This window comes from Variovorax paradoxus (assembly GCF_000834655.1).
GTDB classification, from domain to species: Bacteria; Pseudomonadota; Gammaproteobacteria; order Burkholderiales; family Burkholderiaceae_C; genus Variovorax; species Variovorax paradoxus_F.
This window is the reverse complement of sequence record NZ_JXQQ01000020.1, coordinates 112,413-125,140: the sequence shown is the minus strand read 5'-3', so window position 1 is coordinate 125,140 and position 12,728 is coordinate 112,413. Positions and strand designations below refer to the sequence as shown.

General features: G+C 64.5%; 10 protein-coding genes. 1 reads left to right on the top strand and 9 read right to left on the bottom strand.

Features of this window, described 5'->3' with window-relative positions; genetic code table 11:
- Positions 1 to 16: 16 nt before the first annotated feature.
- From RT97_RS09820 to RT97_RS09805, 4 genes are read right to left on the bottom strand one after another with little or no spacing between them, the layout of a single operon-like run.
- On the bottom strand, positions 17 to 1,123 hold the full coding sequence (locus tag RT97_RS09820) for an S-(hydroxymethyl)glutathione dehydrogenase/class III alcohol dehydrogenase (protein ID WP_042578590.1): 1,107 nt from the start codon (positions 1,121 to 1,123) through the stop codon (positions 17 to 19).
- Between the two features lie 60 nt (positions 1,124 to 1,183).
- Positions 1,184 to 1,834 (bottom strand): glutathione S-transferase family protein, encoded by a 651-nt coding sequence (locus RT97_RS09815; protein ID WP_042578589.1) that lies wholly within the window; start codon positions 1,832 to 1,834, stop codon positions 1,184 to 1,186.
- Positions 1,831 to 2,694: an aromatic ring-hydroxylating oxygenase subunit alpha gene (locus RT97_RS09810; RefSeq protein ID WP_042578588.1), complete on the bottom strand. Its 864-nt coding sequence runs from the start codon at positions 2,692 to 2,694 to the stop codon at positions 1,831 to 1,833. Before RT97_RS09810 ends, RT97_RS09815 begins: the two co-directional genes overlap by 4 nt.
- Positions 2,695 to 2,703: 9 nt before the next feature.
- Positions 2,704 to 3,387, bottom strand: a complete 684-nt coding sequence (locus RT97_RS09805; RefSeq protein ID WP_042578587.1) for a Rieske 2Fe-2S domain-containing protein — start codon at positions 3,385 to 3,387, stop codon at positions 2,704 to 2,706.
- A gap of 71 nt (positions 3,388 to 3,458) precedes the next feature.
- On the opposite strand from RT97_RS09805, the gene aroQ reads away from it, so the two are divergent.
- Positions 3,459 to 3,899, top strand: coding sequence for a type II 3-dehydroquinate dehydratase (aroQ, locus tag RT97_RS09800; protein WP_042578586.1), 441 nt, complete (start codon positions 3,459 to 3,461; stop codon positions 3,897 to 3,899).
- Between the two features lie 16 nt (positions 3,900 to 3,915).
- Here the strand turns inward: aroQ and RT97_RS09795 are convergent, their stop codons facing one another.
- From RT97_RS09795 to dnaK, 5 genes are all read right to left on the bottom strand, one after another.
- Complete coding sequence (locus RT97_RS09795; protein ID WP_042578585.1) at positions 3,916 to 5,469, bottom strand: SpoVR family protein; 1,554 nt, start codon at positions 5,467 to 5,469, stop codon at positions 3,916 to 3,918.
- Between the two features lie 61 nt (positions 5,470 to 5,530).
- Positions 5,531 to 6,823: a YeaH/YhbH family protein gene (locus RT97_RS09790; protein WP_042578584.1), complete on the bottom strand. Its 1,293-nt coding sequence runs from the start codon at positions 6,821 to 6,823 to the stop codon at positions 5,531 to 5,533.
- A gap of 49 nt (positions 6,824 to 6,872) precedes the next feature.
- Positions 6,873 to 8,795 carry a PrkA family serine protein kinase gene (locus RT97_RS09785; protein ID WP_042578583.1) on the bottom strand — a complete coding sequence of 641 codons (1,923 nt, stop codon included), beginning with the start codon at positions 8,793 to 8,795 and terminating at the stop codon, positions 6,873 to 6,875.
- A 733-nt stretch (positions 8,796 to 9,528) separates the two neighbouring features.
- On the bottom strand, positions 9,529 to 10,668 hold the full coding sequence (dnaJ, locus tag RT97_RS09780) for a molecular chaperone DnaJ (RefSeq protein ID WP_042578582.1): 1,140 nt from the start codon (positions 10,666 to 10,668) through the stop codon (positions 9,529 to 9,531).
- A gap of 108 nt (positions 10,669 to 10,776) precedes the next feature.
- Entirely contained in the window at positions 10,777 to 12,714 is a 1,938-nt protein-coding gene (gene dnaK / locus RT97_RS09775) for a molecular chaperone DnaK (protein ID WP_042578581.1), read from the bottom strand.
- Positions 12,715 to 12,728 lie beyond the last annotated feature (14 nt).

The window sequence follows — 12,728 nt, the reverse complement described above, 5'->3', positions numbered from 1 at the left end:
TGGTGCCTTGCGAGCGTCAGTAAAGCACCACGCCGCGAATGGACTCGCCACGCTTCATGAGGTCGAAGCCCTTGTTGATGTCTTCGAGCGGCATCGTGTGCGTGATCAGGTCGTCGATGTTGATCTTGCCTTCCATGTACCAATCGACGATCTTGGGCACGTCGGTTCGGCCGCGCGCGCCGCCGAAGGCCGACCCTTCCCATTTGCGGCCGGTGACCAGCTGGAACGGCCGGGTGCTGATTTCCGCACCCGCCTCGGCCACGCCGATGATGATGCTGCGGCCCCAGCCCTTGTGCGTGCATTCGAGCGCCTGGCGCATCACCTTGGTGTTGCCGATGCACTCGAAGCTGTAGTCGGCGCCGCCGTCGGTCAGCTGCACGATCGCGTCGACCACGTTCTCGGTGTCCTTGGGGTTGATGAAGTGCGTCATGCCGAACTTGCGGGCCATGGCCTCGCGCTCGGGGTTCAGGTCAACGCCGATGATCTTGTCGGCGCCCACCATCCTGGCGCCCTGGATCACGTTGAGGCCGATGCCGCCGAGGCCGAACACCACCACGTTGGCGCCGGCTTCCACCTTGGCCGTGAAGATCACCGCGCCGATGCCGGTGGTGACGCCGCAGCCGATGTAGCAGACCTTGTCGAAGGGGGCGTCTTCGCGGATCTTGGCGAGCGAGATTTCGGGGGCGACCGTGTAGTTGCTGAAGGTCGAGGTGCCCATGTAGTGCGCGATGGGCTTGCCGTCCATGCTGAAGCGCGAGGTGCCGTCGGGCATCAGGCCCTTGCCCTGCGTGCCGCGGATCAGCTGGCACAGGTTGGTCTTGCGCGAGAGGCAGAACTTGCAGTGGCGGCACTCGGGCGTGTAGAGCGGGATGACGTGGTCGCCTTTCTTGAGCGTGGTGACGCCCGGGCCCACGTCGACCACGATGCCCGCGCCTTCATGGCCCAGGATCGCGGGGAAGATGCCTTCGGGGTCGGCGCCCGAGAGCGTGTAGTAGTCGGTGTGGCAGATGCCGGTGGCCTTGATCTCGACCAGCACTTCGCCGAACTTGGGGCCTTCGAGGTCCACGGTTTCGATGGTGAGGGGGGCTCCGGATTTCCAGGCGACGGCGGCTTTGGTTTTCATGGCGGATTCGGGGGAATGAGGGGGGAGGGAGGTAATGGGGAGGCGAGCGCCCAAGAATACTCAGGCCGGGCCAGCAGGGAAGATACCCGACATCCCGATGAACCCGGGCAGGTGTCGGAAATCCCAGACCCAGTTTCGGAGGGCCGGGAACTCGTCGAGCGAGATGCCGCCTTCGCTGGCCAGCGCGACATACGGGAAGCAGGCGAGGTCGGCAATCGTCGGATCGGACGCCGAAGCCAGCCAGCGCAGGCCTGCGCTCGCCTGCTCGGCGAGGTGGTCGTCGAGCACGCGGAAGATGGCGCGCGCGCCGCTGCGGCACGCCTCGATGTCCAGGTGGTGGTAGCCCAGCGCATCGTGGAGCCGGGCGGCCGAGGCGGTGCGGGTGATCTCGTCTGCGGTGGCGAGCCACATCGCGACCTGACCGCGCAGCCTGGAGTCGCCTGGGTACCAGCGGTGGTGCGCGTCATAGCCGCTCGCAAGGTAGACCAGGATCGCCTGGGCATCGCGCAGCACGAAGCCGCCGTCGTCGATCACCGGAATCTGCCCGAGCGGATTGACGTTCGCGAGGAACGCCGCCGACTTGTGCGCGCGGCCGGGATGGAAATCGACCGGTACGCACGCGTGCGCAACGCCGAGCCACGCCAGCATCTGCCGCACCTTGAAGCAATTGCCCGAAAGCGGGTGGTCGTAGAGCTTCAGCGTTGCCGTCATGCGGCCGCCCTCGTGCCGAAGCGCATGCCGCGCTCGCGCAGCCAGCGGCGGTAGGTGACCGAGGAGGTGTCGCCGCGCGTCGGCGTCTCGGCGCGGCCTTCGAGCGGCATGCGCTTGAACGCGTGGTTCTCCAGGATCGGCTTGTCCTGTCCGAAGATGGTCTGCTGGAAGGCGATGAGTTCGGCGTCGGTGGACACGTCGTCGAAGCAGGCGAGGATCGTGTGCGCGACCACATGCTCGTCGTCGATCGGCTGAAGGAAGAGGCCGATCGCGTCCTGCGCGTCGGGCCGCATGCTCGACTTGTAGAGCATCGCCGAGAAGGGCTGCATCACCCGGTAGGTGTAGCGCACGTCGGCGCCGCTGTCGTGCGCGGCCGAGGCGCGGGGCTGCCAGAAGCGGCAGTCGGTCGCCCAGATCTCGCCGGTGGCGGGGTCCATGTCCACTTTGTACTGCGCGACTTCGGTGTGCGGCACCTTGCCGAGATAGTCGGCGTGAACGAAGGGGAAGTGCGCCATGTCCAGGAAGTTCTCGATCACGCGCAAGCCCGACACCGCGACGCCGATGCCGCCGCAATCGACGGTCCGTCGGCCGGGCTCGGTGTATTCGGGGAACGCGAAAAGCGGTCGCGCGGGGCGGCCGCTGGGGCAGACCCAGAGGTAGCCGTAGCGCGATTGCACGGCCAGCGGTTGTGCGCCGATGCGGCATTGCGGTGCGCCGTCGGAATCGGCCCAGAGCGCCAGCGTTTCGCCGAGGAGGCGGGTGGCATGCGGCCTCTGTTCCGAGGCAACTGCGATCGCGGTCGCGGGGCCGGCGACGAGCCAGTCGTCGAGCATGTTGGGGTCGTCTGTGACGAAGGGCATCGGGTTCCTTCAGCCTTGGGTTTCGATGGCGCTGCGCAGGTTGCGGGCGGCGCTGTGGAGTGTCTTCATCGCATCGGAATCGGGGGAGGCCTCGGTCCACAGGTGGACGAAGGTGAGTTGCGGCTGGGCATCGAGGATCAGCGCGATGGTCTTCACCGCGTCGAGCGCGCCTTGCCATGCACCTTGCGCCACCCCGGCGACGAAACCGTGCCGCGCAAGCGCATCGCGCACCTCGTGCGCACCGGCACGCAGCGTCAGCGTGCGGCAGAAGTGCCAGCCGGCCGGCACGGCATCGGCCAGCGAGGGCGGTGCAGCCGCCGCGTCCTGCGCGAGGTTGACCCACAGCATGCCGGCCGCATCGACCGCGCCGAACACCTTGGCGCAGACGTTGCGCGGCGCCTGCATCGCCGGGTGCGCGGGAATGCTCACGCACTGCCCATTGCCCGCGGCGTACTGCCAGCCGTGGTACGCGCAGGCGAGGCGGTCCTCGATGACCTGGCCGAGCGTGAAGCGCACGCTGCGGTGCGGGCAGCGGTTCTCCCAGGCCTGGGCCGCACCGCCGGCGGAGCGCCAGAGCGCGAGCTCCTGGCCCTCTGCGAAGCCCGCGACGATGTTGGCTCCGGGGCGCAGGTCGGCCGAGGGGGCCACGGGGTGCCAGCGGGATATGTCGTGAGGGGTGGCGTCAGTGTTCATGGGGGCGGATTTCTCAGGGCCGGGAGGCGACCATAATTGTCGTCTCCGCCTCGACCCGACCCTCATTCATCATGAAGAAAATCCTCGTCCTCAACGGCCCGAACCTCAACCTGCTCGGCACGCGCGAGCCCGAGCAATACGGACGCGACACGCTGGCCGATGTCGAGCGCCTGTGCAAGGACACGGGCGCGAAGCTCGGCGTCGAGATCGAATGCCGACAGTCGAACCACGAGGGCGTGCTGGTCGACTGGATCCAGGAGGCAGGCCGCGAAGTGGCCGCGGGCCACATGCTCGGCGTGGTGATGAACCCCGGCGCCTACACCCACACCTCGATCGCGCTGCACGATGCCATCAAGGGCGCGAGCGTGCCGCTGATCGAGCTGCACATCTCGAACGTGCATGCGCGGGAGGAGTTCCGCCACAAGTCGTACATCTCGCCCGCGGCGCGCGGGATCATCGTGGGACTGGGCGTGAAGGGCTACACGCTGGCGATCGCCGCGCTGGTGCCCTGATGCGCCGACGCGCCAGCTAGTACATCTGCCTGGGGGCAGTCGCCTTCCAGCTGCGGCTGATGCGGCCCGCACTGTCGATGCTCTCCAGGTGCACATCGAAGCCCCAGAGCCGCGCGACGTGCTTGAGCACTTCTTCGGCCCCATCGTGCAGCGGCAGGTTGTTGCGCTGCGTGTGCCGCAGCGTGAGCGACCGGTCGCCGCGCGTGGCCACGTTCCACACCTGGATGTCGGGCTCGCGGCTGCTGATGTCGTACTGGCGCGAGAGCGATTCGCGCAGCGACTGGTAGCCGCTGTCGTCGTGTATGGCGGAGACCTCGAGCTCGGCTTCGCTCTGGAAGTCGCGAATCGAGAACAGGCGGAAGTCGCGCATCGTCTTCGGGCTCAGGAACTGACCGATGAAGCTCTCGTCCTTGAAGTTGCGCATCGCGTAGTCGAGCGTCTTGACCCAGTCGCTGCCCGCGAAGTCGGGGAACCAGCGGCGGTCTTCCGCGGTCGGCTTCTCGCAGATGCGGCGCAGCTCGGTGAACATCGCAAAGCCCAGCGCATAGGGGTTGATGCCGCTGTAGGCGCGGTGGCCCACCGGTGGCTGGAAGATCACGCCCGTGTGCGAGCTGAGCCATTCCATCATGAAGCCGTCGGCCAGCTGGCCGCGCTCGTACATCGTGTTGAGCAGCGTGTAGTGCCAGAAGGTGGCCCAGCCTTCGTTCATCACCTGGGTCTGGCGCTGCGGGTAGAAGTACTGCGCGATCTTGCGCACGATGCGCACCACTTCGCGCTGCCAGGGTTCGAGCAGCGCCGCATTCTTCTCGATGAAGTAGAGCAGGTTCTCCTGCGGTTCGGATGGAAAGCGGCGCGTCGCGTCGGATTCGGCCGCCTGCTCGGCGCGCTTGGGCAGCGTGCGCCACAGGTCGTTGACCTGCTGCTGCATGTGGCGCTCGCGGTCCGCGCGCTGCACGCTCTCTTGCGCGAGCGAGCGCTTCTGCGGACGGCGATAGCGGTCCACGCCGTAGTTCATCAGCGCGTGGCAGGAGTCGAGCAGTTCCTCGACCGCATCGAGGCCGTGCCGCTCCTCGCACTCGGCGATGTAGTGGCGCGCATAGACGAGGTAGTCGATGATCGACGACGCATCGGTCCACATCCGGAACAGGTAGTTGCCCTTGAAGAAGCTGTTGTGGCCATAGGCCGCGTGCGCGATCACCAGGGCCTGCATGGCCATGGTGTTTTCTTCCATGAGGTAGGCGATGCACGGGTCGGAGTTGATGACGATCTCGTACGCCAGGCCCATGTGGCCGCGCTTGTAGTTCTTCTCGGTCGCGATGAACTGTTTGCCGTACGACCAGTGGCGATAGATCATGGGCATGCCCACGCTGGCGTAGGCATCCATCATCTGCTCGGCGGTGATCACCTCCAGCTGGTTGGGGTAGGTGTCCAGGCCGAAGCCCTTGGCCGTCTTGGCGATTTCGGTGTGGTAAGTCTCGATGAGCTCGAAGGTCCAGTCCGAGGGGCTGGGCAGGCGCTCCAGTTTCGGGCCCGACTCTGCAGGAGGGCGGTCGGTGGCGGAAGTGGTCATTGGAGTACCTCCGTGCTTCGCACTGCGGTGCGAGCTTGCTTGGGGCGGCCGGGCGCGGCGCTCATGAGGTCACCCCTTCCTTCTTGAACAGGTCGCGAAACACGGGGTAGATGTCCTGTGCGTCGGAGACCTTGCGCATCGCGAAGTTGGGCTGCACGCCCTCGAGCTGCGCGTATTCCTGCCAGAGGTTCTGCTCGGTCTCGGCCACCTGCACGTAGGCGTAGTAGCGCACCATCGGCAGGATGTCGTTGACCAGCAGCTCGCGGCAGCGGCCGCTGTCCTGGTGCCAGTTGTCGCCGTCGCTGGCCTGCGCGCCGTAGACATTCCATTCGCCGCTGGGGTAGCGCGCCTTGATGATCTCGTCCATCAGCACCAGCGCGCTCGAGACCACGGTGCCGCCGGTCTCGGTGGCGTGGAAGAACTCTTCCTCGGTCACTTCCTGCGCCTGCGTGTGGTGGCGCAGGAACACGAGGTCGATCTTCTCGTAGTGCCGCGTGAGGAACATATAAAGCAGCATGAAGAAGCGCTTGGCCATGTCCTTGCGCGCCTCGTCCATCGAGCCCGACACGTCCATGAGGCAGAACATCACGGCCTTGGCGCTGGGCACCGGGGTCTTCACGCGGTTGCGGTAGCGCAGGTCGATCGGATCGATGTAGGGCACGTGCCGCATGGTGCGGCGCAGTTCGGCGATGAGCTCCTCGGTCTCGCGGATTTCCTTCTCGATCAGCGCCGTCGCGGCCTGCGGATGCGCCTTCAGATGGAGCAAATGTGCCTCGAGGCGCTTGAGCTCCTTGCGCGGTTCGCCGCCCAGCGCGATGCGGCGCGCGAGCGCCCCGCGCATCGAGCGCACCACATGCAGGTTGTTGGGCGACCCGTCGCTCGTGAAGCCCGCGCGATGGCTCTTCCACTCGGGCACGTCGGCGATCTGCGTGCGGATGAGATGCGGCAGCGCCAGGTCGTCGAAGAAGACGCGCATGAACTCTTCGCGCGTGAGGCGAAAGACGAAGTCGTCCTCGCCTTCGCCCCCGTCGCCCGCCTCGCCGCTGCCCGAGCCGCCGCCGCCCTGGCCTTCGGGGCGCGCGATGCGGTCGCCTTTCAGGTACTCCTGGTTTCCCGGATGCACGTATTCGCGGTCACCGCCACGGGCGTGCCCGAACACCGGCTCGGACACATCGTGCCGCGGCAGGGTCACGTCTTCGCCTTGCTCCAGCTCGCGGATGTTGCGGCCGCTCACTGCGCGCCGCACCGCCTCCTGGATCTGCCCCTTGTAGCGCCGAAGGAAGCGCTCGCGGTTGCCGATGGACTTGTTCTTGCCCGATAGCCGGCGGTCGATGATCTGCTGCAGGATGGCCACGATGATGTCAAAGCTCCTTGCAAAGAAGAGGACGATTCAGGTGCCGACGTTATGAACTCTTGCGCACGCGCAGGTACCACTCGCAGAGCAGGCGCACCTGCTTGGCGGTGTAGCCCTTCTCGACCATGCGCGTGACGAAGTCCTCGTGCTTCTTCTGCTCGTCGGCGCTGCTCTTGGTGTTGAAGCTGATCACCGGCAGAAGCTCTTCGGTGTTGGAGAACATCTTCTTCTCGATCACTGCGCGCAGCTTTTCATAACTGGTCCACGCCGGGTTGCGCCCCGCGTTGCCGGCCCGTGCGCGCAGCACGAAGTTGACGATCTCGTTGCGGAAGTCCTTCGGGTTGCCGATGCCAGCGGGCCGCTCGATCTTCTCGAGTTCGGCGTTGAGCGAGGCGCGGTCGAACACTTCGCCCGTGTCCACGTCGCGGAACTCCTGGTCTTGGATCCAGTAGTCGGCGTAGGTGACGTAGCGGTCGAAGATGTTCTGGCCGTACTCGCTGTAGCTCTCCAAGTACGCGGTCTGGATCTCCTTGCCGATGAACTCGGCATAGCGCGGCGCCAGCAACTCCTTGATGTAGCTGATGTACTTCTGCTCGACCTCCGGCGCGAACTGCTCGCGCTCGATCTGCTGCTCGAGCACGTACATCAGGTGCACCGGGTTGGCTGCGACCTCGGAGCTGTCGAAGTTGAAGACCTTGGAGATGATCTTGAAGGCGAAGCGCGTGGAGACGCCGCTCATGCCCTCGTCGACGCCCGCGTAGTCGCGGTACTCCTGGATCGACTTGGCCTTGGGGTCGGTGTCCTTCAGGCTTTCGCCGTCGTACACCTGCATCTTGCTGAAGGTGCTGGAGTTCTCGGGCTCCTTCAGGCGGGTGAGCACCGACAGCTGCGCCATCATGCGCAAGGTGCCGGGCGCGCAGGGCGCCTGGGCAAGGGACGAGTTGCGCACCAGCTTCTCGTAGATCTTGATCTCTTCCGATGCGCGCAGGCAGTAGGGCACCTTGACGATGTAGATCCGGTCGAGGAAGGCCTCGTTGTTCTTGTTGTTGCGGAAGGCCTTCCACTCGCTCTCGTTGCTGTGGGCCAGCACGATGCCGTCGAACGGGATGGCGCCGAAACCTTCGGTGCCCTTGAAGTTGCTCTCCTGCGTCGCCGTGAGCAGCGGGTGCAGCACCTTGATGGGCGCCTTGAACATTTCCACGAATTCCAGGAGGCCCTGGTTGGCCAGGCACAGCCCACCGGAGTAGGCGTAGGCGTCCGGGTCATCCTGGGCATAGGTCTCCAGCTTGCGGATGTCGACCTTGCCGACCAGCGAGGAGATGTCCTGGTTGTTCTCGTCGCCCGGCTCGGTCTTGGCGACCGCGATCTGCCTGAGCACCGACGGGAAGCGCTTGACCACCTTGAACTGGCGGATGTCGCCGCCGTATTCCTCCAGGCGCTTGACGGCCCAGGGAGAGAGAATTCGATTCAGGTAACGGCGCGGAATGCCGTATTCCTTTTCAAGGATCTCGCCGTCTTCGAGCAGGTCGAAGAGCCCCAGCGGCGATTCGTTCACCGGAGAGCCGTGGATCGCATAGAAGGGCACGTGCTCCATGAGCTGCTTCAGGCGCTCCGCGATGGAGCTCTTGCCGCCGCCGACCGGACCCAGGAGGTAAAGGATTTGCTTCTTTTCTTCCAGCCCCTGCGCGGCATGTCGGAAATAGGACACCACCTGTTCGATGGCGTCCTCCATGCCGTAGAACTCCTTGAACGCCGGGTAGATCTTGATGACCTTGTTGGCGAAGATGCGCGAAAGGCGGGGGTCGTTGCGCGTATCGACCAGCTCCGGCTCGCCAATGGCCTTGAGCATTCGCTCGGAGGCAGTGGCGTAGGCGGTGCGATCTCGCTTGCAGATATCCAGGTATTCCTGCAGGGAGATCACCTCCTCGCGGGTGCGCTCGTAGCGGGCGGCAAAGTTGCTGATCACATCCATGGTCACGCCTCCATCAGGTCAGTGGGGCTTTTGGCCCCGAGGCCTGCAGCAAAGGCAATGCGCGCCATTTAAAAGGTGCCCGCCCCGCTGCATGCGGTGGAAAACTCCCCTACAACATTCTGCTAACAATCAGGATAAAGCAAACATTGAACCTGGCAAATCTTTTATTTATTGCGAACCACACCGGCAAGTAAAGTTCCTGAAAAAAGACGGAACTAGTTTTCAAATTTCGGCTAAATTAAAAGGCTCGTCTCGCGTAATTCTCTCCGGGTGAAATGCCTATATCGAATGGCATTGGTGTTTTCCCGAGAACACAACGCCTATTGAGCGCTCCAGCTCAATAAAAACATACGCTCCTGTGCAATAACGCGCGATCTGTCGTTTGGTTTATTGCACATCCAAAAAATATCTAAAAGCAATCATCACGCCACCCCGGGATAGGCGCCTGGCTCATGTACGCGTGGGATGCGAGCGCGGATGCCGACCGGCAGGTGTTGCATTGGTGCGATGCGCACCGCCCGTGTGCTTCAACGCGGTTTGGCATCTCGGAGTGCACCAGTCCGAGGAGATATGGCGCTCTGGCGCGGCGCCTTGCCTCTTCAGCCGGGTGAGACGCGAATGCTTGTTACAGACGAAGAAAAGCCCCGAGGCCTGCGGCAATCGATGCGCGCAGAGGCTCGGGGCCTCGAACATTCCCGCACGGCTTTGGTGCCCGGGGGGTTGGCCGCTCAGGTCAGCTGAAAAATTCCTTGGCCTTGTCGAACCAGCCCTTGTCGGTCGGGCTGTGCTTGTCGCCGCCCTTCTTGAGCGACTCGTCCAGTTCCTTCAGCAGCTTGCGTTGGTGCTCGGTGAGCTTGACTGGCGTCTCCACGCGCACGTGGCAGTACAGGTCGCCCGGGTAGCTCGAGCGCACGCCCTTGATGCCCTTGCCGCGGAGGCGGAACTGCTTGCCGCTTTGCGTGCCGTCGGGAATGTCGATGGCTGCCGCGCCCTTGAGCGTGGGTACGCTGATCTCGCCGCCGAGCGCCGCCGTGGTCACGCTGACCGGCACCACACAGTGCAGGTCGTCGCCGTCGCGCTCGAAGAGCTCGTGCTTCTTCAGGCGGATCTCGATGTACAGGTCGCCCGGAGGCCCGCCGTTGGTGCCCGGCTCGCCGTTGCCGGTGCTGCGGATGCGCATGCCGTCGTCGATGCCGGCCGGGATCTTCACCTCGAGCGTCTTGTTGTTCTTGATCTTGCCCTGGCCATGGCACACCGTGCAGGGCTCGGGAATGATCTTGCCGCTGCCGTGGCAGGTGGGGCAGGTCTGCTGCACGCTGAAGAAGCCCTGGCGCATCTGCACCGCGCCCGCGCCGTGGCAGGTCGTGCAGGTGATCGGCTTGGTGCCGGGCTTGGCGCCCGAGCCCTTGCAGGTGTCGCAGTTGTCCCAGCTGGGAATGCGGATCTGGGCTTCCTTGCCCTCGGCCGCTTCCTCGAGCGTGACTTCCATCGCGTAGCTCAGGTCGCTGCCGCGGAACACCTGGCGCCCGCCGCTCTGGCGGCCGCCGCGCGCTCCGCCGAACACGTCGCCGAAGATGTCGCCGAAGGCCTCCGCGAAGCCGCCGAAGCCTTCCGCGCCCGGGCCGCCGCGCATGTTGGGATCGACGCCGGCATGGCCGTACTGGTCGTAGGCCGCGCGCTTCTGGCCGTCCGACAGCATTTCGTAGGCTTCCTTCACCTCCTTGAACTTGGCCTCGGCGTCCTTGCTGGTGTCGCCGTGGTTGCGGTCAGGGTGGTGCTTCATCGCAAGCTTGCGATAAGCCTTCTTGATTTCTTCCTCGCTGGCGTTCTTTGGGACGCCGAGGGTTTCGTAGTAGTCGCGTTTGGTGGCCATGGCAGGTCGATCAGGGGGCTCGGGAGACAGCGGGAACTCGGGTGACTTGAAGCGAGAAAGGCTGGAGCACCCCGCAGGGTGATCCAGCCTTGGTCAAGCGGCTGCGGATCAGCCCTTCTTGACTTCCTTGACTTCGGCGTCGACCACGTTGTCGTCGGCCTGCGCATGCGCAGCAGCTTCCGCGCCAGCCGGGCCGCTCGCTGCCGAGGCGCCTGCCGCAGCCTGCGATTCCGCGTACATCTTCTCGCCGAGCTTCTGGCTAGCCGTCATCAGCGTGTTGGTCTTTTCCTCGATCACGGTCTTGTCTTCACCCTTGAGGGCTTCTTCCAGGTCCTTGATCGCGGCTTCGATCGCATCCTTTTCGGCCGCTTCCAGGCTCGCACCATGTTCGCCCAGCGACTTCTTCACGCTGTGCACCATGGCCTCGCCCTGGTTGCGGGCCTGCACGATCTCGAGCTTCTTCTTGTCGTCTTCGGCATTGAGCTCGGCGTCCTTCACCATCTTCTGGATTTCGTCCTCCGACAGGCCCGAGTTCGCCTTGATGGTGATCTTGTTTTCCTTGCCGGTGCCCTTGTCCTTGGCGCCCACGTGCAGGATGCCGTTGGCGTCGATGTCGAAGCTCACTTCGATCTGCGGCGTGCCGCGCGATGCCGGCGGAATGCCTTCGAGGTTGAATTCGCCCAGCGCCTTGTTGCCCGAGGCGATGTCGCGCTCGCCCTGGAACACCTTGATCGTCACGGCCGGCTGGTTGTCCTCGGCGGTCGAGAAGGTCTGCGCGAACTTCGTCGGGATCGTGGTGTTCTTCGTGATCATCTTGGTCATCACGCCGCCCATCGTCTCGATGCCGAGCGACAGCGGGGTCACGTCCAGCAGCAGCACGTCCTTGCGGTCGCCCGAGAGCACTTGCCCTTGAATGGCGGCGCCGACAGCCACGGCTTCGTCGGGGTTCACGTCCTTGCGCGGTTCCTTGCCGAAGAAGGCCTTCACCTTTTCCTGCACCTTGGGCATGCGGGTCATGCCGCCGACCAGGATCACGTCGTTGATGTCGCTCACGCTGATGCCGGCATCCTTGATGGCCAGGCGGCAGGGCGCGATGGTGCGCTCGACCAGCTCGTCGACCAGGCTCTCCAGCTTGGCGCGGGTGAGCTTGATGTTCAGGTGCTTCGGACCCGAGGCGTCGGCGGTGATGTAGGGCAGATTGATGTCGGTCTGCGCGCTGTTCGACAGTTCGATCTTGGCTTTTTCAGCGGCTTCCTTCAGGCGCTGCAGTGCCAGCACGTCCTTGCTCAGGTCGACGCCCTGTTCCTTTTTGAACTCGGCAATGATGTAGTCGATGATGCGCTGGTCGAAGTCTTCGCCGCCCAGGAAGGTGTCGCCGTTGGTCGACAACACTTCGAACTGCTTCTCGCCGTCCACGTCCGCGATCTCGATGATCGACACGTCGAAGGTACCGCCACCCAGGTCATACACGGCGATCTTGCGGTCGGCCTTGTCCTGCTTGTCCAGGCCGAAGGCCAGGGCCGCAGCGGTGGGCTCGTTGATGATGCGCTTGACGTCCAGGCCCGCGATGCGGCCGGCGTCTTTCGTGGCTTGGCGCTGGGCGTCGTTGAAGTAGGCCGGCACCGTGATCACGGCTTCGGTCACGGGCTCGCCCAGGTAGTCCTCGGCGGTCTTCTTCATCTTGCGCAGGATGTCGGCGCTGACCTGCTGCGGGGCCATCTTCTTGCCGCGCACTTCGACCCATGCGTCGCCGTTGTCTGCCTTGGCGATGGTGTAGGGCATCAGGTCGATGTCCTTCTGCACTTCCTTTTCCTCGAACTTGCGGCCGATCAGACGCTTGATCGCGTACAGCGTGTTCTTGGGGTTGGTCACGGCCTGGCGCTTGGCCGAGGCACCGACCAGCACTTCACCGTCTTCCTGGTACGCGACGATCGACGGCGTGGTGCGTGCACCTTCCGAGTTCTCGATCACACGCGTGGTGTTGCCTTCCATGATCGACACGCACGAGTTGGTGGTGCCGAGGTCGATGCCGATGATCTTTGCCATGTTCTTTACTCCTG